A 24,323-nucleotide genomic window follows, 5' to 3' on the forward strand; every position below is an offset into this window, starting at 1 on the left:
GGCCGTTACCCCAGGAATGGATATGTACACAATCCAACTGCGTTGATTGCCAGACCGCCTTCGCGAGCAAGCCCGCTCCCACAGTTGGATCGTTGGGGTGTCAGGTAGATAGGCTTCGGCTGGCAGGCCGCTATCGCAGGCAAGCCAGCTCCCACACTTTTACTGCACTGTGTCAGTTAGCCGATGGTCATCAGGCTGGCGTTACCACCCGCTGCAGCAGTGTTAACGCTCAACGCACGCTCAATCACCAGACGCTCCAGCGCAATCGCCGTTTCGCCTTGCGACATACCATGCACCCCAACAATCGCCCCACCGCGCTGCGCCACTTGCTGGCACACCGCACGCAGTTGGTCGGAATCACCGTGATGCAGCACGGCGTCAAACACCACGTCGTCCTTGGTCCAGTCGGCCACGCGCTTGATCTTCGCCTGAATCTCTTTGGGCAGGCGTGGGAACAAGGCCTTGGTCAGCTCGGTTTCCGGCCATACCGCCGAACCGCCGACGGCCAATACCGCCGCCAGTTGGGTCAGCAGGTCGCCTTCCACGTCGGCCAGGCACAGCACGTGCTCGCGCGGCAGGATGGCGTAGCTGTTGCGCTCGCCGGTCGGGCCGGCCAGTTGGCGGGTGATACCGCTTTGCGACTGGGCGGCGAACTGCGTGCACAGGGCGCTCAATTCACTGAACTTATGGCCGTCGGCCCAGGTTTTCAGGGTGGTCAGCGATTGGCTCATGGCATCACGCAGGCGCACGTCCGGCGCGGCCAACTTGTCACCTCGTACGAAGGATTGCTCGATCGCATCGGTAGGACGGGTCGACAACAAGCGGTACAGGTACAGCGGGCCACCGGCTTTCGGGCCAGTGCCCGACAGGCCTTCGCCGCCGAACGGTTGCACGCCGACCACGGCACCCACAATGTTGCGGTTGACGTAGACGTTACCGGCATTGACGTTGTCGATCACCTTGGCGATGGTCTCGTCGATGCGCGTGTGCACGCCCAGGGTCAGGCCGTAGCCGGAAGCGTTGATCTGGCCGATGAGCTGGTCGATCTCTTTGCGCTTGTAGCGCACCACGTGCAGTACCGGGCCGAAGATCTCGCGTTGCAGTTCGTCGAAGCTTTCCAGCTCGATCAGGGTCGGCATCACGAAGGTGCCGCGCTTGATCTCTTCACCGTCGGCAATCGCCACTTGGTAAACGTTGCGGCCTTTGTCGCGCATGGCCTGGATGTGTTTCTCGATACCAGCCTTGGCTTCGGCATCGATCACCGGGCCGATGTCCACCGACAGGCGTTCCGGGTTGCCCAGGCGGCATTCAGCCATGGCGCCCTTGAGCATTTCGACCACACGGTCTGCTGAATCTTCCTGCAGGCACAGTACGCGCAGGGCCGAGCAACGTTGACCGGCGCTGTCGAAGGCCGACGACACGACGTCGATCACCACTTGTTCGGTCAGCGCCGAGGAGTCCACGATCATCGCGTTCTGGCCACCGGTTTCGGCGATCAACGGAATCGGGCGACCCTGGGCATCCAGGCGACCGGCGACATTGCGTTGCAGCAGGCGCGCCACTTCGGTAGAGCCGGTGAACATCACGCCTTTGACGCGATCATCACCCACCAGGCGGGCACCGACGCTTTCGCCCTGGCCTGGCAGCAGTTGCAGCACGCCTTCCGGAATGCCAGCTTCAAGCAGGATGCGTACGGCCTGGGCAGCCACCAGCGGCGTCTGCTCGGCAGGCTTGGCCAGCACCGGGTTACCGGCAGCCAGTGCAGCAGCTACCTGACCGCTGAAGATGGCGAGCGGGAAGTTCCACGGGCTGATGCACACCACCGGGCCCAATGGGCGGTGGGCGTCATTGGTAAAGTCGTTGCGCGCCTGCACCGCGTAGTAACGCAGGAAGTCCACGGCTTCACGCACTTCGGCGATGGCGTTGGCGAAGGTCTTGCCGGCTTCACGGGCCAGTAAGCCCATCAGCGGCTGGATCTCGCCTTCCATCAGGTCGGCGGCGCGCTCCAGGATGGCAGCACGTTCGGCGGGCGGGGTGGCCTGCCAGATCGGCGCGGCGCTGATGGCGCACTGGATGGCGTTGTCGACGTCTTCGACGGTGGCTTCCTGTACCTGGCCGACCACGTCACGCAGATCGGACGGGTTCAGCACCGGTTGGGCCGCTTCATTGCTGGCGGCGCAACCGAGCATCGGTGCGGCCTTCCAGTTGTTGTGAGCGGTGGCCAGCAGGGCGCAGGACAGCGACGCCAACCGGTGTTCGTTGGCCAGGTCGATACCGGCCGAGTTGGCGCGGTCGCTGCCATACAGGTCACGCGGCAGCGGAATACGCGGGTGCGGCAGGCCGAAACCGCCTTCCTGGGTTGCCATTTGCTCGATGCTGGCCACCGGGTCGGCTACCAATTCCTGGATCGAGATGGACTGGTCAGCGATACGGTTGACGAACGAGGTGTTGGCGCCGTTTTCCAGCAGGCGACGAACCAGGTAAGCCAACAGTGTTTCGTGGGTGCCAACCGGCGCGTACACACGGCACGGACGGTTCAGCTTGCCTTCGGAAACCTTGCCTACAACCTGTTCGTACAGCGGTTCACCCATGCCGTGCAGGCACTGAAACTCGTACTGGCCGGGGTAATAATTCTGACCGGCGATGTGGTAGATAGCCGACAAGGTGTGGGCGTTGTGCGTGGCGAACTGCGGGTAGATGACTTCCGGCACCGACAGCAGTTTGCGTGCGCAGGCAATGTAGGAAACGTCGGTGTACACCTTGCGGGTGTAGACCGGGTAGCCTTCCAGGCCTTCGACCTGGGCGCGCTTGATTTCGCTGTCCCAGTACGCGCCTTTTACCAGGCGGATCATCAGGCGGTGGCGGCTGCGGCGGGCCAGGTCGATGACGTAGTCAATTACATACGGGCAACGCTTCTGGTACGCCTGGATCACAAAGCCGATACCGTTCCAGCCGGTCAGCTGCGGCTCGAAGCACAGGCGCTCGAGCAGGTCCAGGGACAGCTCCAGGCGGTCGGCTTCTTCGGCGTCGATGTTCAGGCCGATGTCGTACTGCTTGGCCAGCAAGGTCAGCGACAGCAGGCGCGGGTACAGCTCGTCCATCACGCGCTCGTACTGCGCACGGCTGTAGCGCGGGTGCAGGGCGGAGAGCTTGATGGAGATGCCCGGGCCTTCATAGATCCCGCGGCCATGGGAGGCTTTGCCGATGGAGTGAATGGCTTGTTCGTACGACGCCAGGTACTTCTGGGCATCGTGTTCGGTGAGTGCGGCTTCACCGAGCATGTCGTAGGAATAGCGGAAGCCCTTGGCTTCGAATTTGCTCGCATTGGCCAGAGCTTCGGCGATGGTTTCGCCGGTCACGAACTGCTCGCCCATCAGGCGCATGGCCATGTCGACGCCCTTGCGGATCATCGGCTCGCCGCTCTTGCCGATGATGCGGCTCAGGGACGAGGTCAGGCCTGCTTCGTTGTGGGTCGACACCAGCTTGCCGGTCAGCAGCAGGCCCCAGGTGGCGGCGTTGACGAACAGCGATGGGCTGTTGCCCAAATGCGGCTGCCAGTTGCCGGTGCTGATCTTGTCGCGGATCAGTGCATCGCGGGTGCCTTTGTCCGGGATGCGCAACAGCGCTTCGGCCAGGCACATCAGCGCCACGCCTTCCTGGGACGACAGGGAGAATTCTTGCAGCAGGCCCTGAACAATACCGGCACGGCCGCCGGCACTCTTCTGATTGCGCAGTTTTTCGGCAATGCTCGCGGCCAGCTTGTTGGTGGCTTCGGCCATCGGGGCTGGCAGGCGCGCCTGTTCGATCAGCATCGGCACCACTTCCGGCTCGGGGCGGCGGTAAGCGGCGGTGATCGCGGCACGCAATACCGATTGCGGCAGGATGCTCTCGGCGAACTCAAGGAAGCACTGGTGGGCGTGGTCGGCCTGGACCTCGCCGGCATCATCGGCCTCCTTGCTGCTCAAGCCATTGAGCTCGGACAGGGTTGCACCACCCTCGAGTTTCTCCAGGTAATTGAAAATCGCCTGCTTGATCAGCCAGTGCGGCGTGCGATCAATGGAGGTCGCGGCGGCCTTAAGGCGTTCGCGGGTCGGGTCGTCGAGTTTGACCCCAAGGGTGGTCGTTGCCATTTTTTTATCCTCATGGGTGCCACTACCGAGTGGCATCTGCTGGCGGCAAGATTAGCTTTGCCCATCCCGAGGTGCAACCGGGTGCAACCCTTTTGTTGGTTAAATGTTCGACGCTTGATCGGAAAAAAATAAACACACGACCGAATCCGCTCCGCGCTGGTGCATTTGCTTCTGAGATCGGCTGTTCTTGCTCCGAAAAGGAGCAAAAAAAAGCGCGTTTGTCCTAAAACATACTTGGGTGCAACTTAATCGGCAGAAACTGGTTGCACCTTATTTGCTTTGTTGAATAGCATTCGCGCACCAAGGTGCAACCAACCCTGTGGGTGGGTTCATCGGCTGGCGGCTTTCCTGGGGAAACGCCAGTCATAAATGCGCGGCATGCAGGTTCGTCTATCCGGTTATCCACGGGTGGCCGTCCCCATGACCGTCGCTACATAAAAACAAAGCCAGGGCGTCACTCCTATGAGCGTTAGTAATCCAACCCTGATCACGTTCGTGATCTACATCGCAGCAATGGTGCTGATCGGCCTGATGGCCTATCGCTCCACCAACAACCTTTCCGATTACATCCTGGGCGGTCGCAGCCTCGGTAGCGTGGTGACAGCTCTGTCCGCCGGTGCTTCCGACATGAGCGGCTGGCTGTTGATGGGCTTGCCGGGCGCGATCTACATGTCCGGTCTGTCGGAAAGCTGGATTGCCATCGGCCTGATCGTCGGTGCTTACCTCAACTGGTTGTTCGTGGCCGGCCGCCTGCGCGTGCAGACCGAACACAACGGCGACGCCCTGACCCTGCCGGATTACTTCTCCAGCCGCTTCGAAGATAAAAGCGGCCTGCTGCGGATCATCTCCGCCGTGGTGATCCTGGTGTTCTTCACCATCTACTGCGCCTCCGGCATCGTCGCCGGCGCCCGCCTGTTCGAAAGCACCTTCGGCATGTCCTACGAGACCGCGCTGTGGGCCGGTGCTGCAGCGACCATTGCCTACACCTTCATCGGTGGTTTCCTGGCAGTCAGCTGGACCGATACCGTACAAGCCACGTTGATGATCTTCGCGCTGATCCTCACGCCGATCATCGTGCTGCTGGCCACCGGCGGTGTAGACACCACCTTCCTGGCCATTGAAGCCAAGGACCCGACCAGCTTCGACATGCTGAAAAACACCACCTTCATCGGGGTTATTTCGCTGATGGGCTGGGGCCTGGGCTACTTCGGCCAACCGCACATCCTCGCGCGTTTCATGGCGGCGGACTCGGTGAAGTCGATCGCCAAGGCGCGTCGTATTTCCATGACCTGGATGATCCTGTGCCTGGGCGGCACCGTGGCAGTGGGTTTCTTCGGTATCGCTTACTTCTCGGCGCACCCGGAAGTGGCAGGCCCGGTGACTGAAAACCCAGAGCGTGTGTTTATCGAACTGGCCAAGATCCTGTTCAACCCATGGGTTGCCGGTGTGTTGCTGTCAGCCATTCTGGCGGCGGTGATGAGCACCCTGAGCTGCCAATTGCTGGTGTGCTCCAGCGCCCTGACCGAAGACTTCTACAAGGCGTTCCTGCGCAAGGGCGCGTCCCAGCGTGAACTGGTATGGGTCGGTCGCCTGATGGTTCTGGTCGTGGCCTTGATCGCCATCGCCATGGCCGCCAACCCGGAAAACCGCGTACTGGGCCTGGTCAGCTACGCCTGGGCCGGTTTCGGTGCAGCCTTCGGCCCTGTGGTACTGATCTCGGTAATCTGGAAACACATGACCCGCAACGGCGCACTGGCCGGCATCCTGGTCGGCGCGATCACCGTAATCGTGTGGAAACACTTCGAATTGCTGGGCCTGTACGAAATCATCCCAGGCTTCATCTTCGCCAGCCTGGCGATCTACTTCGTGAGCAAGATGGGCGCACCGACGGTGGGTATGGTCGAGCGTTTTGATGCTGCGGAAAAAGATTACAACTTGAACAAGTAATTCGCTGGGCGCTCAGCGCTTAGAGGATGAACAAAAGGCCCGCGTATTATGATCGCGGGCCTTTTTTACTTTACTGGATCAATAAAGGAGATGGCGACCATCCCTGACAAGCCGAGCGTGCAGAGAAAGAACGTTAGATGGAGCAGAAGCTTTGTTTGACGTGGAAAGGCCCGCGCCTGCTCTAGGTCAGCGACGCCTCGCCAAGCATTAAATCGGGGTAGCGCAATGACGCAATATACTGCGCAAAGCCTCGCTATCCTTTCCCTTGGTGAATTTCTCAAATAACTGCTGTGGACGGCGACCAGGCGACATTTGTCCAGGAGCGCTTCCATGGTCTCGAGTTTTCGGTAGCACAAAAAGAACATAAGTATGTTTGAGATGATTGCTGCAGATATTGAGCTAATGGCGACCAATATGATTGGGGGCCAATTCATGAACGCCTCAATACTCATACAAAAACTCACCTACCTTTTCGCCAGCCGTGCCGCCAAAATGCCCTCCTGCTGCCCCGCCGAGGCCCCCGGCAACTAACATACAGGCTAGAGCCCCTGGGCCAGTACTAGGAGCTAATAAAAAAATACACAGTGCTGTCCCGCCAAAACCACCCGCTAAGCCTCCACTAACTCCTGCGCTCAGTTTTCCCAGCTCTACATATCTGGCTTTCCTGCACTGCTCCTCTCTCCCGGTCGAACACGCCTCTTTTATCTCCAGCGCCGTCACCGTCGTACTCAATGCTATCCCCAACGGCGTCCCGTTTTTAAGCAGCTTCGCCGTCTTCGAAATCCGTGCGATGGTCTCTTGATACCGGCTTATCTCCCCCGTATGCAAATAGCTTCTGGTCGAGACGCCTAGCATTTTCTTGATCGAGCCTTCATTGCGCAGCCCCGTGCCATAACGCGCAAAACCACGCAGTTGAGCGTCCAGCCTTGCAAACAGTGTTCGGCGTCGTGCGAGAAACTCCTCTTTGGCGGCACCACCGCCCCGGCGTAGTGACTGTTTATGCAGGGCATCAATTTCTTCCAGGGTTTTTGCAATGTCTTGCATATGCTTGCTCCAGGCATCACCTGCCGTGCCTATACCCAGTGAGGTATACCCCAGCAGCGTTTGCAGCAAATCATAGTTGTGCACTGCAAAGGCATCCCCGCCTTCGGCCATCACGCTGTGGCGAATATCCCAGGCGGCTCGCATCAAGCGTGACTCTTCCAGGGTACAGGCTGCGGTAGTGTCGTCGCCGATAATGACGAGTTGCCCCGGTACCACCACCACATTGCGAATGTGCGCGTTGAGCGCGTCGAACTTGGCTTCGGCGTGCTTTCCTAAGCGTAATTTGGCCTTGAGTTCCACAGAGGTTTGTTGCTGGTCATTGATAAACGCATAGGGCTGGGACATTACAGATTCCCCAGCAATAGTGATCGGCTCGAAGAGTGGCGATTGCCTGCCATGAAAACATTCCTTTTGAATGAACATGGCTGCGCAATTTAAACAGGTGATGAGAGGGTGTCGTGGTTATGGAGGGGCGTTTCGGGGGGGTGTTTTTACGTTTGGGAAACAGGCTACTGGGCTGCCGTAATATTCTGTCAGACGTGTGCATTTTTAGCGCAATGGGGCTTCAGCACGTGGCTACCCCCCCCCCATCAAATGAAGACGGTGGTAGGACCTTACTGATTTAACCGGCATGAGTTCAGGCCGGCTACGAGCTGGTGCAGAATCGACCGCCCACCCTTTGCAGTGAAACACCGGATGTTCGCTCCTGCCAACCAACCTGCATTTACCCTGGCCCTGGATGGGTCGCCCAGTGACTTCAAGGTGTTCGCGTTCAACGGCACCGAGGCCATCAGCCAGCCTTACCGGTTTGAACTTGAGCTGGTCTGCGAGCAGCCGGATATCGACCTGGAGGGCTTGCTGCATCGCCAGGTGTACTTGGGCTTCGATGAGCAGGGGCATGGCGTTCATGGCCTGGTGTATCGGGTTGCCCAGGGCGACTCGGGCCGGCGCTTGACGCGTTACCAGCTCAGTCTTGCGCCACATCTGGCGTACCTGGCACACAGCAGCCACCAGCGCATTTTTCAGCATAAGACGGTGCCGCAGATTGTTGCTCAGGTGTTGGCTGGGCAGGGGATTCACAGTGACCGCTTTGAGTTCCGGTTGAGCGGTGATTACCCGGAGCGTGAATATTGCGTGCAGTTCGGCGAGAGCGACCTGGCGTTCATTCAGCGCCTGTGTGCCGAGCTGGGGATTCACTATCACTTCCAGCACTCCCCCGAAGGGCATCTGCTGGTGTTTGGCGATGACCAGACGGTGTTTGCCCAGATGGATCAGCCCACGCCTTACCGGCCAGGTTCGGGAATGGTGGCCGATACCCCCGCGATCAAGCGCTTCACCTTGCAATTGGCGACCCGGACCACGGCGCTGAACCTGCGCGATTACGACTTTCGCAAACCCCATGTCGAGCTAGAAGGCGCAGCCGTCGACGAGTCATTGCCCAAGCTTGAGGCGCAGCACTACCCCGGCAACTTTTCCGACCGAGCCCAGGGCAGATGCCTAGCCCAGCGTGGCCTGGAGCGGCACCGCAGCGACTATCGCAGCGCCCACGGCCAGGGCGATGAGCCGGCGTTGGCCAGTGGCCGGTTTTTGCAGCTACGTGAGCACCCCCGCGAGGACTGGAATGACTTGTGGCTGGTGACGCAGGTGCGCCATGAAGGCAAGCAGCCCCAGGTGCTGGAGGAGGCGGTCACCGAGGAGGACGGAGGGGAACTGCGCCAGGGCTATCGCAACGCATTTGTCGCCGCGCCATGGGATGCGGTGTTTCGTCCGCCCTTGCCGGAGCCGCCGCGCCCGACGGTATCGGGGTATCAAAGCGCGGTGGTCACTGGTCCGGTTGACAGTGAGATCCACTGTGACGAGTACGGCCGGGTCAAGGTGCAACTGGCCTGGGATCGTGTCGGCGAGCACAACGACCACTCCAGTTGCTGGCTGCGAGTAGCCAGTGGCTGGGCCCATGACCGTTATGGTGTGGTGCTGATCCCCCGGGTGGGCATGGAAGTGCTGGTGGGGTTCGTCAATGGCGACATGGACATGCCGCTGGTGGTGGGATGCCTGCCCAACGCCGCCACGCCTGTGCCCCTCGACCTGCCAGCGGACAAGACCCGCAGTCTCTGGCGTAGCCAGAGCAGCCCGGGCGGTGGCGGCTACAACGAACTGCGTATCGAGGACCGCAAGGGCGCCGAAGAGATCTACCTGCGCGCCCAGCGCGACTGGACCCAGCATGTGCTGCATGACCAACAGGTACAGGTCGATAACCAGCGTCGCGTGCAGGTGGGCGGGGAGTCGCGCCATGAGTTGCAGGGCCAGGAGCAGCGCATCACCCACGGCAACCGTTTGACGGAACTCAAGCAGGATGACCATCTGGTGGTCGGCGGTTCGCAGCACATGCGGGCCGGGCAGACCATTGCGCTGGGCGCCGGGCAAAGCATCATCATTGATGCGGGTGCCAGCGTGACGATCCAGGCGGGCGGGCAGTCGATCACGTTATCGGCGGGCGGGATATTCAGCAGCGTGCCGATTCAGCTCGGCAGCGCACCTGCCCCGACACCGGCGCCGTTGATGCCTGGATTGAACGAGACTTTATTGGCGGTGGTGCCCGCGCCGTTAAGCCGCGCACAAGTGGTCAGCCTGAAACGCAGCGCGCTGTTCTGCGAAGAATGCGAGCGCTGCAAGAACGGCCAGTGTGACATCGGCGCCCATGTGCGGAGTGCGTCCTGATGCCTGCACCCTTGACGCCCAGTGCCTGGCTGGCGCAATACCCGTTGCAGCCAGATGAACAGTTGTACGCCGTGCTGGGCAATGCCAGCGACGCCAAGCCGCTCGCCGCCTGGCAAGCCAGGGCCGCTGCAAAGATGCCGCGACCGATCTGGGCGGGCACGGCCTACGCTGACTGGGATGAGGTCATGCCCTACGTTGGCGTCGTGAAGCCGGGCAGTGCCTTTCTCGAGTGGATAGCCACCACCCAAGCGACGGATTGGGGCTGGCTGGCGGTCTCATCAAGCCCGCTGGAGGTAGTGATCGCGCATTTGCAGGGCTTGACCCAGGTGTACCTGCCGGAAAACCAGCCGGTGTTTTTGCGTTTCTGGGACGGTGCGCACCTTTTGCCGATGTGGCAGTCATTAGACGACGAGGCGGCGCGCGTGTTGCCGGTGTTCCAGCGCTACCTGGTCAACGGCCAGCCGCTGTCCGTGGCGCCCAGGTCAGTCGCTGCGGCCCCAGCCAGCCCCTGGTGGCAGGTACCGGCGTGCTTGCTGACGCACATGGCCCAGCAGTCACCGCAGGTGCTGGTCGACAACCTGCTGCAATGGCTCCAGGAGCAGCGTCCTGACCTCTACACTGCGTTTACGCCAGCCACCTTGCAGCACAAGGTCGCCTACTTCACACGCAGGCCGCAAATCAGCCATGGCGCATTGGCTGATTACCTTGCCTCGCAACTCGGTTGAGCCCCTGGTGATAGCGTGACATCCATGTCGCCTGCCGTGCGGCCCTGCATCTTTGCGTCGGTAGAAGGTAAACTTCGCCCCCTGCGCAGGAGCAACCATGAATTATCGTCACGCCTTTCACGCCGGCAACCATGCCGATGTCTTCAAACACCTGACCTTGACCCGCCTCATCGCCCTGATGTCGCGCAAGGAACAGCCGTTCGCCTACCTCGACACTCACGCAGGCATTGGCTTGTACGACTTGCAGGGCAACCAGGCCAACCGCACCGGTGAGTACCTGGAAGGCATCGCCCGCCTGTGGGGCGCAAGCGACCTGCCGCCGCTCACCGCCGACTATATGCGCGTGCTGCACGAGATGAACCCGGATGGCCAGTTGCGCTACTACCCCGGCTCACCGGAACTGGCGCGCCGCCTCACGCGGCCCCAGGACCGTGTGCTGCTCAATGAGAAGCACCCGGAAGATGGCGTGCTGCTCAAGGACAACATGAAGGGTGATCGCCGCGTCAAAGTGCACCTGGGCGAAGGCTGGCACGTGCCACGGGCCTTGCTGCCGGTGCCGGAAAAGCGCGCGCTGATGTTGATCGACCCGCCGTTTGAAAAGCTCGACGAAATGCAGCGTTGCGCGGCGTCCCTCAAGGAAGCCGTCAGCCGTATGCGCCAGACGGTCGCGGCGATCTGGTACCCGGTGAAAGACCAACGCATGTTGCGCCGTTTCTACCAGGACCTGGCCGGTACCGGTGCGCCGAAGCTGCTGCGTGTGGAGTTGCTGGTGCATCCGCTGGACACGCCCAATACCCTCACTGGCTCGGGCCTGGCGATTGCCAACCCGCCGTGGGGCTTGGAAGAGGAACTGCGTGAGTTGCTGCCGTGGTTGTCCAAGCAACTGGGCCAGACCCAGGGTGGCTGGCAGATGGATTGGCTCATCGCCGAATAACCGCCTTTGCGGCCAAACACAAACCAATGTGGGAGGGGGCTTGCCCCCGATTGCTGAGTATCAGCCATTACATCCGTAACTGACACTCCGCTATCGGGGGCAAGCCCCCTCCCACATTTGGTTTTATGTTGACCTTAGATCGGGCAGGTCACGCCAGTGCCGCCGATCCCGCAGTAACCCTGGGGATTCTTCGCCAGGTACTGCTGGTGATACGCCTCGGCGAAGTACACGGTCGGGGCCTCTTCGATTTCCGTGGTGATCTCACCCAGGCCGGCCTTGCTCAGCTCTTGCTGATAAGCCTGGGCACTGGCTTTGGCCGCTGCCAGTTGCTCAGGCGTGGTGGCGTAGATCACCGAGCGGTACTGGCTGCCGATGTCATTGCCCTGGCGCATGCCCTGGGTCGGGTTGTGCAGTTCCCAGAACATTTTCAGCAGGTCTTCGTATTTCACCTTGGCCTGGTCATACACCACCAGCACCACTTCGCTGTGGCCGGTCAGGCCCGAGCAGACTTCTTCATAAGTCGGGTTGGGCGTAAAGCCGCCGGCGTAGCCGACCACGGTGCTGACCACGCCATCGCGCTGCCAGAACTTGCGTTCCGCGCCCCAGAAGCAGCCCAGGCCGAAGATCGCAAAGCCGACGTCATCCAGGAACGGGCCCAGCAGTGGGTTGCCGTTGACGAAGTGCGTTTCCGGCAACTTCATCGGGGTTTCACGACCAGGCAGAGCTTGTTCTTGAGTAGGCAGCACGTTTTTGTTCACCAGAATTTCCGAGCGCAAGACCATGATCAGTCCTCTCGTCAGGTTGAGTAACAGTAAATTGTCAGACAGCCAGTGTGCCCGAGTGTTACAGCGCTGTCAGGCGATTGGCCCGCGTGGGTAGCGTTTAAGCCTCTGCATCAGCTCGGCACCCGGGATCGGGCGGTCGAACAGATAGCCCTGGCCCACGTCGCAACGGTGCCGGCGCAGGAACGCCAGTTGCTCAGCGGTCTCGATGCCTTCGGCCACCACCTTGAGCTTGAGGTTGTGGGCCATGGCGATCACCGCCGAGGTGATTTCCATGTCGTCCTGGTTGTCCGGGATTTCGTGGATAAAGCTGCGATCAATCTTAATGATGTCGATGGGGAATTTTTTCAAGTAGCTCAGCGACGAGTAACCGGTGCCGAAGTCGTCCATCGCCAGGGTCAGGCCGAAGCTCTTGAGCTGGTCCAGTTGCAGGCGCGTATCTTCGGTGGCTTCCAGCAGCAGGCCTTCGGTCAGCTCCAGCTCCAGCAGGTTGGCCGGCAGCTCTTCCTCCTTGAGGATGGTGGCAATCGAGGCCACCAGATCCGGGTCGGAGAATTGCTTGGGCGACAGGTTGATGGCCACCTGCAAGTTGCCCAGGCCTGCGGCCGTCAATTGCCGGCTCATGCGGCAAGCCTGGCGCGCGATCCATTTGCCGATGGGGATGATCAGCCCGGTCTCTTCAGCCACGCTGATGAACTGGTCGGGGCGGATCATGCCTTTTTCCGGGTGGTTCCAGCGCAACAGCGCTTCCATGCCCAGCAGGCGACCGCTGCGCAGGCACAGCTTGGGCTGGTAGAACACGTCCAGCTCGTTCTGGGTCAGGGCACGGCGCAGGTTGTTTTCCACGAACAGCTTGTAGCTGGCCTCGGCATTCAACGCTTCGGTGAACACTTGCACCTGGTGCTTACCATTGGCCTTGGCCTTGTGCAGGGCCAGGCCGGCGTTGCGCATCAGGGTCTGCGGGTCGCGGCCATGCAGCGGCGCGCAGGCCAGGCCCACGGAGCCGGTGACGCTGATCAGCTGGTTGTCGACGAACATCGGCTTGTCGAGGGTGGCCAGCAACTGGCTGGCCACCTGCTGGCCGGTCTCAAGGTCGGCGTCGTCCAACAGCACCGCGAATTCGTTACTGGCAAAGCGCGCCAGGCTGCCGCCGCTGCTCAAGCTGTTGCGCAGGCGGCGCGCCAGGCTGATCAGCAACTTGTCGCCAGTCTGGTGGCCGAGGCTGTCGTTGATGCGCTTGAAGTTGTCGATGTCCACCAGCAGCAGGCTGATCGGGCTATCGCTGTCGCGGGCAAAGCGCTCGTCGAGGTTGCGAATGAACGCCGGGCGATTGCCCAGGTTGGTCAGGTTGTCGGTGTAGGCCAGGCGTTCGATGCGCTGCTGCGCCAGCTTGGTCTGGGTGATGTCTTCGTAGATGCCGATGTAGTGGGTCAACTCGCGGTTGTCGCCATACACCTTGGAAATCGACAGCTGGCCCCAGTAGGGCTCCAGGTTCTTGCGGCGGCTCTTGAACTCACCTTGCCAGCTGTTGCTTTTGGCCAGGGCCGAGGGCGCGTCGAACAGCAATTCGCTGAGGTTTTCCAGGGCCGGCAGTTGGGCCAGGCGATGGCCGTGGACTTCTTCGGCGCTGTACTGGGTAATCGCGGTGAAGCTAGGGTTGACGTACTCCACCACACCATCGCAATTGACCAGCAAAAACGCGTTGGCGCTTTGTTCCACGGCGCGCTGGAACAGGTGCAGGGCGCTGGTGGCGGTGCGGCGGTTGTGGTTGTTGATGACCTGGGCGAACTGGTCTGCCAGCTCGCCGGCGAACGCGATCTCATCGGACTGCCAGGCGCGCGGGCTGCCGCCTTGTTCCAGGCACAGCACGCCGACGACCTGGCCGTCGACACGGATGCTGGCGTCGAGCATCGCGTGGACGTCCTTGGCGCGAAGGCTTTCGGCCATTTCCCGGGTACGTGGGTCGCGCAGGGCGTGGGTGGCATCGATGGCGCGACTCGAATGCAGGGCTTCCAGGTAATCCGGGAAGCCACTGGCGTCGATGGCTTCGGGCAGGTGGTGTTGTTGATCGGCGCGGTGATAGGCCGAGATGGGTACCAGGTGATGGCCTTCGAGGTTCCAGATGCTGGCGCAGTCGATCTGGTAGATGTCGCACGCGCTGCGAGTGATCAGCTCAGCGGCTTCTTGCAGGGAGTTGGGCGTGGTGTAGCGCTGGCGCGCCAGCAGCAGGATCAACTCCTGCTGGGCACGTACTCGCTCCAGGTGCTGCAACTGTTCCTGCTGCGCTCGCTGGTTGAGCTCCAGGGCGATTTGCAGGCGGCTGTTCTGGTTTTCCAGGTCGACGGTCGGGGCGGGCGTGCTGGTCTCGCTGAACAGCCCCTCAACCACCATCAGGTAGCCGCGCACCAGGTGGCGGTTGTGTTGTTTGTAGGCTTCGCCCATCTCCAAAACGCTCAGCGGGCCGTCATGGGTGTGCAGGGTGTAGCGCACCAGATAATGGGGGCTGTGGGCCAGTTGCTGCTGGATCGCATCGTGCAACTGGTAGCGCGCCTGGGGTTCCATCAGGCTGGCGTAGGGCGTGCCGATCAAGGCGCAGAGTTCAACCGCTGGCAGGCCGAACTGGCGCTCGCAATTGGGGTCGAGGTAGAGCAGGGCCCAGCTTGCCTCATTAAGCCGCTCGAAACGCAGCATACCGAGGCGCGAAGGCACCGGTAATTGCGTCACTACCTCGGCCGCCATACGGGCGACATCGGGTTGGCTTTTCATGGGGAAACTCGCTTGGGAAAATGCGCACTGCGCTGGGCTCACGCCCTCTTGACTGTCGACTGCGGCAAGGTTGCATCATGCAGCACGCAGTGACAAGAGAGGATGAAGGCTAAGTGCTATAAGCCTGTTATCGGCCGCGCGAGGGTTTTCTGTAATTGGGGTGATCGATGGTTCACGCCTGTCCTCTATAGGAGCGAGCTTGCTCGCGAAAAACGCCAGGGCACCGCGTTTATCCAGAAGACCCGCGTCATCGTTGACGATCTTCGCGAGCAAGCTCGCTCCTACAAAAACACAGGCAAAAAAAGCCCCGCCAAGTGGCGGGGTTGAGGTACGAGCGTGGCGCTCGGAAATCGGTGTGGCAAGGGCCTTCCCGGTCACAGGAAGGCCCTGCGACTTACAGCAGGATGGTGCGGATGTCGTTCAGCAGCTGGCTCAAGCGCTGGGTGAAGCGCGCAGCCGCGGCGCCGTTGATCACGCGGTGATCGTAGGACAGCGACAGTGGCAGCATCAGCTTGGGTTGGAACGCTTTACCGTCCCACACAGGCTGGATGGTGGCCTTGGACACACCCAGAATCGCCACTTCCGGCGCGTTGACGATTGGCGTAAAGCCAGTGCCGCCAATGTGGCCGAGGCTGGAGATGGTGAAGCAGGCGCCCTGCATGTCGTCCGGGGTGAGCTTCTTGTCGCGGGCCTTGGCAGCCAGTGCGGCCGCTTCGCCAGCCAGTTGCAGCAGGCTCTTCTGATCGACGTTCTTGATGACCGGTACCAGCAGGCCATCCGGGGTGTCGACCGCAAAGCCGATATGCACGTACTTCTTGCGAATGATCGCCTTGCCGCTTGGCGCCAGCGAGCTGTTGAAGTCCGGCAGTTCCTTGAGCAGGTGTGCACAGGCCTTGAGCAGCAGTGGCAGCACGGTCAGCTTCACGCCGGCCTTCTCGGCCACGGCTTTCTGCGCAACGCGGAACGCTTCCAGGTCGGTGATATCGGCCTGGTCGAATTGGGTCACGTGCGGGATGTTCAGCCAGCTGGCGTGCAAGCCTGCCGCGCCGATTTGCATCAGGCGGGTCATCGGCACTTCTTCGATTTCGCCGAAGCGGCTGAAATCCACGGTACGGATCGGCGGAATGCCCGAACCACCGGTAGCGCCGCCGGCAGCCGGAGCTTCCTTGGCTTTTTGCATCATGGCTTTGACGTAAACCTGCACGTCTTCCTTCAGCACACGGCCGTGAGGGCCGCTGGCTGCAACAGCGCTCAGCTCGACGCCGAATTCACGGGCCAACTGACGCACGGCTGGGCCGGCGTGAACCTTGGCACCGCTTGGCGCAGGTGCAGCCGCCGCAGGGGCTGGCGCAGCTTCGGCTTTTGCGGCCGGCGCAGGGGCAGCAGCGGCAGGCGCCGCTTCAGCCTTGGCCGCCGGAGCAGCAGCGGGTGCTGGTGCGGCGGCCGGTGCAGCGCCTTGTACTTTGAGCTTGAGGATGAAGTCACCGGTGCCGACTTCGTCTTCGAGCTTGACCGCAATGCTTTCCACCACGCCGGCTGCCGGCGATGGGATCTCCATGGAGGCCTTGTCGGACTCCAGGGTGATCAGCGACTGGTCGGCTTCGACGGTATCGCCGACCTTGACCAGCAGCTCGATGATCTTGGCCTTGCCCGACGAGCCGATGTCCGGGACGTGAATGTCCTGGACGGTCGCGGCGGCAGGTGCAGCGGCCGGGGCTGGAGCAGCCTCGGCAGCGGCAGGCTTTTCAGCAGCAGGTGCAGGTGCAGCAGCGGCCGGAGCCGCGGCCGCAGGGGCTGCATCGGCAGCGCCTTCGATTTCCAGTTCCAGCAGTTCGTCGCCTTCTTTCAGGCGATCGCCCAGCTTCACTTTCAGGCTTTTGACCACGCCGGCCTTGGGAGCAGGGATTTCCATGCTCGCCTTGTCCGACTCCAGGGTCAGGATGCTCTGGTCGGCTTCGACGGTGTCGCCGACCTTCACAAACAGCTCGATTACTTCACCTTCACCGCTGCCGATGTCAGGTACGCGAATGAGTTCGCTCACAAAAAATCTCCTCAGCAGTCCAGTGGGTTGCGTTTTTCCGGGTTGATCCCGAACTTGACGATAGCGTCAGCCACCACCTTAGGTTCGATCTCACCACGGTCAGCCAAGGCTTCCAGGGCTGCCAACACCACGAAGTGACGGTCGACTTCGAAGAAGTGACGCAGCTTCTTGCGGCTGTCACTGCGGCCGAAACCATCGGTGCCCAGGACTTTGAATTCCTTGGACGGGACCCACTGGCGAATTTGTTCAGCAAACAGTTTCATGTAGTCGGTAGAGGCAATGACTGGACCCTTACGGCCGGCCAGGCACTCTTCGACGTAGCTCTTGGCTGGCTTCTGACCAGGGTGCAGGCGGTTGCTGCGCTCCACGGCCAGGCCGTCACGGCGCAGTTCGTTGAAGCTGGTAACGCTCCACACGTCGGCACCGACGTTGAACTCGTCACGCAGGATCTTCGCCGCTTCACGCACTTCGCGCAGGATGGTGCCGGAGCCCATCAGCTGTACGTGGTGCGCCGCTTCCTTGGTGTCTTCTTCGAGCAGGTACATGCCCTTGATGATGCCTTCTTCCACACCGGCCGGCATGGCTGGCTGCTGGTAGGACTCGTTCATCACGGTGATGTAGTAGAAAACGTCCTGCTGCTCTTCGGTCATCTTCTTCATGCCGTCCTGGATGATCACCGCCAGCTCATAGCCGTAGGTTGGATCAAAGGTGCGGCAGTTCGGGATGGTGGCAGCCAGGATGTGGCTGTGACCGTCTTCGTGTTGCAGGCCTTCGCCGTTCAGCGTGGTACGGCCGGCGGTACCGCCGATCAGGAAACCACGGGTGCGGCTGTCGCCAGCGGCCCAGGCCAGGTCGCCGATACGCTGGAAGCCGAACATCGAGTAGAAGATGTAGAACGGCAGCATTGGCTGGTTGTGGCTGGAGTACGAAGTACCGGCAGCGATGAAGGAGCTCATGGCGCCTGCTTCGTTGATGCCTTCTTCGAGGATCTGGCCCTTCTTGTCTTCCTTGTAGAACATCACCTGGTCTTTATCGACTGGCTCGTAGAGCTGGCCGACGGAGGAGTAGATGCCCAACTGACGGAACATGCCTTCCATACCGAAGGTACGGGCTTCGTCCGGGATGATCGGAACGATGCGCGGGCCGATGTCCTTGTCCTTGACCAGCTGCGCCAGAATACGCACGAAGGCCATGGTGGTGGAAATTTCACGGTCGCCCGAGCCGTCAAGGATAGCCTTGAGGGTGCTCAGGTCTGGCGTCGGTACGCTGAAGCTGTTGGCACGGCGCTGTGGCACGAAACCGCCCAGTGCACTGCGACGCTCGCTCAGGTAGCGGGCTTCGGCGCTGTTTGGCTCTGGCTTGAAGAACGGCAGGTTCTCCAGCTCTTCGTCCTTGACCGGGATGTCGAAGCGGTCGCGGAACAACTTCAGGCTGTCGACATCGACTTTCTTGGTGTTGTGCGCGGTGTTCTTCGCTTCGCCGGCACCGGTACCATAACCCTTGATGGTCTTGGCCAGGATGACGGTCGGTTGTTCTTTGTGGTTGACCGCTTCGTGGTACGCCGCGTAGACCTTGTACGGGTCGTGGCCGCCACGGTTGAGCTTCCAGATTTCGTCGTCGGACAGGTCGGCAACCATCGCCTTGAGTTCAGGCGTGTTGAAGAAGTGTTCACGAACGAACGCGCCGTCTTTGGCTTTGTAGTTCTGGTACTCGCCGTCGATGACTTCGTCCATGCGACGTTGCAGGATACCGTCGACGTCCTTGGCCAGCAGTGGGTCCCAGAAGCGGCCCCAGATGACTTTGGTCACGTTCCACTGAGCACCGCGGAACACGCCTTCGAGTTCCTGGATGATCTTGCCGTTGCCGCGAACCGGGCCGTCGAGGCGCTGCAGGTTGCAGTTGATGACGAAGATCAGGTTGTCGAGCTTCTCGCGGCCAGCCAGGGAGATGGCGCCCAGGGATTCCGGCTCGTCGCACTCGCCGTCGCCCAGGAAGCACCAGACTTTCTGCTTGCCTTCAGGGATGAAGCCACGGGCTTCCAGGTACTTCATGAAGCGTGCCTGGTAGATCGCCTGGATCGGGCCCAGACCCATGGAAACGGTCGGGAACTGCCAGAAATCAGGCATCAGCCAAGGGTGCGGGTAGGACGACAGGCCCTGACCGTCGACTTCCTGGCGGAAGTTGTTCATTTGTTCTTCGCTGATGCGACCTTCCATGAACGCACGGGCGTAGACGCCTGGCGAGGTGTGGCCCTGGAAGTAGATCAGGTCGCCGCCGTGTTCGTCGGTCGGGGCCTGGAAGAAGTAGTTGAAGCCGATGTCATACAGGGTTGCGCTGGAAGCGAAGCTGGAGATGTGACCGCCCAGGTCCGAATCTTTCAAGTTCGTGCGCATTACCATCGCCATGGCGTTCCAACGTACCAGCGAGCGAATGCGGCGTTCCATGAACAGGTCGCCAGGCATGCGTGCTTCGTGGGTAACGGGGATGGTGTTGCGGTATGGCGTAGTGATGGCGTAAGGCAGTTGCGAGCCGCTGCGGGTCGCGAGTTCGCCCATACGGGTCATCAGGTAGTGAGCACGGTCTTCGCCTTCTTTGTCGAGAACCGATTCCAGGGCGTCCAGCCATTCCTGGGTTTCGACGGGATCGAGGTCTTGCATGGCTTGCTCCAGGGCGGAAAGGCTACCAGAATCGGTTGCCTGAAGTTTGCGACTGGCCTTGTGGGCAGACGACATAAATTCTTGGATGGCCGAAGGTTGCTTCGGCGTCCTGTAGTTTTACTACAAATCGTCGGCCATTTCAGCCTTTCGAATGTATATACGAGTAGTAAAACTACACAAGACTGAGCGTATGGCTCGGTCTTGCTGGTGAGCATAATCGTTATTGTTGGTCTATTGCGAACAAGAAAAGGTGAAACTTTGATGTTGCCTGCCAAGATTAATTTAATTTCAGCTATTTCTAACCTTTGTTCGACAGTCCTTCACCGAGCATGGCTCTTGCCTTCACAACTACACGCCATTTACACGCCGATCAAGGATAGACCATGAGCCTTCCAACGCTGGCCGAACTGCCGGCCATTCTGTTGCCTTACGCCAACCGGGCCGAGCAGTCATTTCGTGACGCGGTGGCCGCGCTGGACGACGATCATGGCCTTTCTGCGTGGACGCCGCAACGGTGGGCCGACTTCGCCCGCGTATGCGCCGCCAGTGATTTCGTCATTGAACAGAGTGTTCGTGACCCTTTGATGTTGCTTGAGCTAGCGGCCTGGGGCGAGCTGGACCGCGGGTTTGCGCCCGGCGAGCTGTGCAGCCAGATAGCCGGTGCCGTGCAACAGGCCGAAACAGAAGACGAGCTGGGCCGCGTGCTGCGCCGCCAGCGCACGCGCCAGCAGGTGCGCATCATCTGGCGCGACCTCACACGCCAGGCCGACCTGGTGCAAACCTGTCGCGACCTGTCCGACATGGCCGACGCCTGCATCGACCAGGCCTATCAATGGCTGTACCAGCGCCACTGCGCCCAATTCGGCACGCCGACTGGCGCACGCAGCGGCGAGGCGCAGCACATGGTCATCCTCGGCATGGGCAAGCTCGGTGCGGTGGAGCTGAACCTGTCGTCGGATATCGACCTGATCTTCGCCTATCCCGAAGGCGGCGAAACGGTAGGCGTGAAGCGCGCCCTGGATAATCAGGAGTTCTTTATTCGCCTGGGTCAAAAACTGATCAAGGCCCTGGACCCGATGACCGTCGACGGTTTTGTCTTTCGCGTCGACATGCGCCTGCGTCCCTACGGTTCGGCCGGCGCGCTGGTGCTCAGCTTCAACGCGCTGGAGCAGTACTACCAGGACCAGGGCCGGGACTGGGAGCGCTACGCCATGATCAAGGCGCGGGTAGTGGCCGGCGACCAGGTGGCTGGCGCGCAACTGCTCGACATGCTGCGCCCGTTTGTCTATCGCCGTTATCTGGACTTTTCGGCCATCGAAGCGCTGCGCACCATGAAGCAACTGATCCAGCAGGAAGTGCGGCGCAAGGGCATGGCCGACAATATCAAGCTGGGCGCGGGCGGCATTCGTGAGGTGGAATTTATCGCCCAGGCCTTCCAGTTGATCCATGGCGGCCGCGACCTCAGCCTGCAGCAACGCCCGCTGTTGAACGTGCTGGGCACCCTGCAAGGCCAGGGTTATTTGCCCGCGGCGGTGATCAGCGAGCTGCGCAGCGGTTACGAGTTTTTGCGTTACACCGAACATGCGATCCAGGCGATTGCCGACCGCCAGACGCAAATGCTGCCGGACAGCCCCGAAGACCAGGCGCGCATTGCCTTTATGCTGGGTTTCAGTGACTGGGCGGCGTTCCACGAGCGCCTGATGTACTGGCGTGGCCGTGTGGACTGGCACTTTCGCCAAGTGATTGCCGACCCTGATGAAGAAGAGGGCGAAGAAAGCGAATTGGTGGTCGGTGGTGAATGGTTGCCGCTGTGGGAGGAATCCCAGGATGACGACGCCGCGTGCCGCCAATTGAGTGAAGGCGGTTTCACCGATGCCCCCAAGGCCCTCAAGGCCTTGGCCAGCCTGCGCGCCAGCCCGCAGTTGCGCGCCATGCAGCGTCTGGGGCGTGAGCGGCTGGATGCGTTTATCCCGCGCCTGCTGGCCCAGGCCGTTGAACATGCCAACCCGGACCTGGTGCTGGAACGCGTGTTGCCGCTGGTGGAAGCCGTGGCCCGGCGTTCGGCCTACCTGGTGCTGCTCACCGAGAACCCTGACGCTCTGCGCCGCCTGCTGACCTTGTGCGCAGCCAGCCCGTGGATCGCCGAACAGATCACCCGCTTCCCGCTGTTGCTGGATGAATTGCTCAACGAAGGCCGCTTGTTCAAGCCGCCGCTGGCGCCGGAACTGGCTGCGGAGTTGCGCGAGCGCCTCACGCGCATTCCCGAAGATGACCTTGAGCAACAGATGGAAGCCTTGCGCCATTTCAAACTGGCGCACCGCCTGCGGGTGGCTGCCTCCGAAATCGCCGGCAGCCTGCCGTTGATGAAGGTCAGCGACTACCTCACCTGGCTGGCCGAAGCCATTCTTGAACAAGTGCTGGCCCTGGCCTGGCGCCAGACGGTCGCCCGTCACGGCTCGCCGCAGCGACTGGACGGCACCCTGTGCGATCCTGGCTTCATCATTGTCGGTTATGGGAAAGTCGGCGGCATCGAACTGGGGCATGGTTCGGACCTGGACCTGGTGTTCATCCATGACGGCGACCCCCAGGCCGAGACGGACGGTGCCAAGCCGATCGATGGCGCGCAGTTCTTTACGCGCCTGGGCCAGCGCATCATTCACCTGCTGACCACCCAGACCAACTCCGGCCAGCTGTATGAAGTGGATATGCGCCTGCGACCTTCCGGCGCATCGGGCTTGTTGGTGAGTTCCCTGGGGGCGTTTGATCGCTATCAACAAAATGAAGCCTGGACCTGGGAACATCAGGCCCTGATCCGCGCGCGGGTACTGGTGGGCAGCCAGGATGTGGGCCAGGCGTTCGAGCAGGTACGGGCTAACGTGTTGGGGCGTGAGCGGGACTTGGAGAAGCTGCGCCAGGAGGTCAGCGAGATGCGTGCCAAGATGCGTGACAACCTGGGCACCAAGGCCACGACGGCCGGCAGGGGCGCCAATGCCTTCGAGGCCACGGCGGTGTTCGACCTCAAGCAGGACGCCGGAGGTATCGTCGATATTGAATTTATGGTGCAATACGCGGCTTTGGCGTGGTCTGCGCAACATCCATCGTTGCTGCGCTACACCGACAATATCCGCATTTTGGAGGGCCTGGAGCAGGTCGGGCTGATGCCCGCCGCCGATGCCCATTTGCTGCGTGAGGTGTACAAGGCCTACCGCTCCGCCGCGCACCGCCAGGCTTTGCAGAACGAGGCCGGCACGGTCGCCGGGGACCAGTTCGCCGACGAGCGGCGACAGGTGATGCGAATCTGGCAAGCGCTGGGCTTAAATTGAAACTCGACTGATTGGCGACGCCAATTTTTATATGGGATGCGGATTAATGTGGGAGCCGGGCTTGCCCGCGATGCAGGCGCCTCGGTTTATCAGTGATACCGAGGTGATGCAATCGCAGGCAAGCCAGCTCCCACATAAAGATGCTCCCTGGCGCACCGCGATCTACAGTCATTATCGAGGCGGGGAGGCATAAGCCTCCCCGCATCGTTTGTGGAAACTACATGAATATTCTGATCGTTGGGCCCAGTTGGGTCGGTGACATGGTGATGGCACAGACACTGTTTCAGTGCCTGCGCCTGCGCTATCCAGACTGCCAGATCGACGTGCTCGCCCCTGAGTGGAGCCGGCCGATCCTTGAGCGTATGCCCCAGGTGCGCAAGGCCTTGAGCTTCCCGCTCGGCCACGGCGCCCTGGAACTGGCGACCCGCCGACGTATCGGCAAGTCCATGGCCGGCCAGTACGACCAGGCGATCCTGCTGCCTAACTCGCTGAAGTCGGCGCTGGTGCCGTACTTTGCCGGTATCCCCAAGCGCACCGGCTGGCGCGGCGAGTTTCGCTATGTGCTGCTCAATGACGTACGCACCCTGGATAAAGCCCGCTACCCGTTGATGATCGAACGCTTTATGGCTTTGGCCTACGAGCCGGGCGCTGAACTGCCCAAGCCGTACCCGCGCCCCAGCTTGCAGATCGACCCGGTGACCCGCGACGCGGCGTTGGCCAAGTTTGGCCTGACCCTGGATCGGCCCGTATTGGCTCTGTGCCCTGGCGCCGAGTTTGGCGAGTCCAAGCGCTGGCCGTCGGAGCATTACGCCAAAGTTGCCGAGACGAAGATCCGCGAAGGCTGGCAGGTGTGGCTGTTCGGTTCCAAGAACGATCACTCGGTGGGTGAAGACATCCGCCAGCGCCTGATTCCCGGCCTGCGTGAAGAGGCGGTGAACCTCAGTGGCGACACGTCCCTGGCCGAGGCCATCGACCTGTTGTCGTGCGCCGACTCGGTGGTGTCCAACGACTCCGGCCTGATGCATGTGGCGGCGGCGCTGAACCGTCCGCTGGTGGCGGTGTACGGTTCGACCTCCCCAGGCTTCACTCCGCCGTTGGCCGACAAGGTCGAAGTGGTGCGCCTGGGCCTGGATTGCAGCCCGTGCTTTGAGCGTACCTGCCGTTTCGGCCACTACAACTGCCTGCGCCAGTTGCTGCCCCAGCCGGTCACCGATGCCTTGCAGCGTTTGCAGGGCGACGTGGTCGAGGTTCATTGA

At 61.3% G+C, this 24,323-nt stretch carries 12 protein-coding genes; 6 read left to right on the top strand and 6 right to left on the bottom strand.

The window, feature by feature from the left end; genetic code table 11:
* Positions 1 to 176: 176 nt before the first annotated feature.
* A complete protein-coding gene (putA, locus tag A7K61_RS17300; protein ID WP_069558011.1) occupies positions 177 to 4,130 on the bottom strand; it encodes a trifunctional transcriptional regulator/proline dehydrogenase/L-glutamate gamma-semialdehyde dehydrogenase in 3,954 nt (1,317 codons plus the stop codon).
* Between the two features lie 462 nt (positions 4,131 to 4,592).
* On the opposite strand from putA, the gene putP reads away from it, so the two are divergent.
* Entirely contained in the window at positions 4,593 to 6,077 is a 1,485-nt protein-coding gene (gene putP / locus A7K61_RS17305; RefSeq protein WP_014716616.1) for a sodium/proline symporter PutP, read from the top strand.
* 441 nt (positions 6,078 to 6,518) lie between these two features.
* On the opposite strand, the gene A7K61_RS17315 is transcribed toward putP, so the two are convergent.
* Entirely contained in the window at positions 6,519 to 7,466 is a 948-nt protein-coding gene (locus A7K61_RS17315) for a hypothetical protein (RefSeq protein WP_069558022.1), read from the bottom strand.
* A 351-nt stretch (positions 7,467 to 7,817) separates the two neighbouring features.
* Between A7K61_RS17315 and tssI the strand changes: the two genes are divergently transcribed.
* From tssI to A7K61_RS17330, 3 genes are all read left to right on the top strand, one after another.
* Positions 7,818 to 9,839, top strand: a complete 2,022-nt coding sequence (gene tssI / locus A7K61_RS17320; protein WP_069558012.1) for a type VI secretion system tip protein TssI/VgrG — start codon at positions 7,818 to 7,820, stop codon at positions 9,837 to 9,839.
* Complete coding sequence (locus tag A7K61_RS17325) at positions 9,839 to 10,564, top strand: DUF4123 domain-containing protein (protein WP_069558013.1); 726 nt, start codon at positions 9,839 to 9,841, stop codon at positions 10,562 to 10,564. The genes tssI and A7K61_RS17325 overlap by 1 nt, the downstream gene beginning before the upstream one ends.
* A gap of 97 nt (positions 10,565 to 10,661) precedes the next feature.
* Positions 10,662 to 11,498 (top strand): 23S rRNA (adenine(2030)-N(6))-methyltransferase RlmJ, encoded by an 837-nt coding sequence (locus A7K61_RS17330; RefSeq protein WP_069558014.1) that lies wholly within the window; start codon positions 10,662 to 10,664, stop codon positions 11,496 to 11,498.
* A gap of 134 nt (positions 11,499 to 11,632) precedes the next feature.
* Here A7K61_RS17330 and msrA read toward each other — a convergent pair whose 3' ends face one another.
* The 4 genes from msrA to aceE form a co-directional block, all read right to left on the bottom strand.
* Entirely contained in the window at positions 11,633 to 12,280 is a 648-nt protein-coding gene (gene msrA / locus A7K61_RS17335) for a peptide-methionine (S)-S-oxide reductase MsrA (RefSeq protein ID WP_034134734.1), read from the bottom strand.
* Positions 12,281 to 12,352: 72 nt separating this feature from the next.
* A complete protein-coding gene (locus A7K61_RS17340) occupies positions 12,353 to 15,046 on the bottom strand; it encodes a bifunctional diguanylate cyclase/phosphodiesterase (protein ID WP_069558015.1) in 2,694 nt (897 codons plus the stop codon).
* Positions 15,047 to 15,440: 394 nt separating this feature from the next.
* The gene (gene aceF, locus A7K61_RS17350) at positions 15,441 to 17,087 is read right to left on the bottom strand and encodes a dihydrolipoyllysine-residue acetyltransferase (RefSeq protein WP_054918893.1); all 1,647 of its coding nucleotides are present in this window, start codon (positions 17,085 to 17,087) and stop codon (positions 15,441 to 15,443) included.
* Between the two features lie 11 nt (positions 17,088 to 17,098).
* Positions 17,099 to 19,744, bottom strand: a complete 2,646-nt coding sequence (gene aceE, locus A7K61_RS17355; protein WP_003187985.1) for a pyruvate dehydrogenase (acetyl-transferring), homodimeric type — start codon at positions 19,742 to 19,744, stop codon at positions 17,099 to 17,101.
* A gap of 383 nt (positions 19,745 to 20,127) precedes the next feature.
* Here aceE and glnE point away from each other — a divergent pair, with 383 nt between their 5' ends.
* Together glnE and waaF are read left to right on the top strand one after the other, a co-directional pair.
* Complete coding sequence (glnE, locus tag A7K61_RS17360) at positions 20,128 to 23,067, top strand: bifunctional [glutamate--ammonia ligase]-adenylyl-L-tyrosine phosphorylase/[glutamate--ammonia-ligase] adenylyltransferase (RefSeq protein WP_044270866.1); 2,940 nt, start codon at positions 20,128 to 20,130, stop codon at positions 23,065 to 23,067.
* A gap of 221 nt (positions 23,068 to 23,288) precedes the next feature.
* Positions 23,289 to 24,323: a lipopolysaccharide heptosyltransferase II gene (gene waaF, locus A7K61_RS17365; RefSeq protein ID WP_044270868.1), complete on the top strand. Its 1,035-nt coding sequence runs from the start codon at positions 23,289 to 23,291 to the stop codon at positions 24,321 to 24,323.

It is taken from the genome of Pseudomonas sp. AP42, assembly GCF_001728935.1.
Classification (GTDB): Bacteria; Pseudomonadota; Gammaproteobacteria; order Pseudomonadales; family Pseudomonadaceae; genus Aquipseudomonas; species Aquipseudomonas lactis.

What these genes read in the sequence shown, in the direction of transcription:
- putA (WP_069558011.1), bottom strand. Translation starts at nt 4,130, where the DNA reads ATGGCAACGACCACCCTTGGGGTCAAACTCGACGACCCGACCCGCGAA.
- putP (WP_014716616.1), top strand. Translation starts at nt 4,593, where the DNA reads ATGAGCGTTAGTAATCCAACCCTGATCACGTTCGTGATCTACATCGCA.
- A7K61_RS17315 (WP_069558022.1), bottom strand. Translation starts at nt 7,466, where the DNA reads ATGTCCCAGCCCTATGCGTTTATCAATGACCAGCAACAAACCTCTGTG.
- tssI (WP_069558012.1), top strand. Translation starts at nt 7,818, where the DNA reads ATGTTCGCTCCTGCCAACCAACCTGCATTTACCCTGGCCCTGGATGGG.
- A7K61_RS17325 (WP_069558013.1), top strand. Translation starts at nt 9,839, where the DNA reads ATGCCTGCACCCTTGACGCCCAGTGCCTGGCTGGCGCAATACCCGTTG.
- A7K61_RS17330 (WP_069558014.1), top strand. Translation starts at nt 10,662, where the DNA reads ATGAATTATCGTCACGCCTTTCACGCCGGCAACCATGCCGATGTCTTC.
- msrA (WP_034134734.1), bottom strand. Translation starts at nt 12,280, where the DNA reads ATGGTCTTGCGCTCGGAAATTCTGGTGAACAAAAACGTGCTGCCTACT.
- A7K61_RS17340 (WP_069558015.1), bottom strand. Translation starts at nt 15,046, where the DNA reads ATGAAAAGCCAACCCGATGTCGCCCGTATGGCGGCCGAGGTAGTGACG.
- aceE (WP_003187985.1), bottom strand. Translation starts at nt 19,744, where the DNA reads ATGCAAGACCTCGATCCCGTCGAAACCCAGGAATGGCTGGACGCCCTG.
- glnE (WP_044270866.1), top strand. Translation starts at nt 20,128, where the DNA reads ATGAGCCTTCCAACGCTGGCCGAACTGCCGGCCATTCTGTTGCCTTAC.
- waaF (WP_044270868.1), top strand. Translation starts at nt 23,289, where the DNA reads ATGAATATTCTGATCGTTGGGCCCAGTTGGGTCGGTGACATGGTGATG.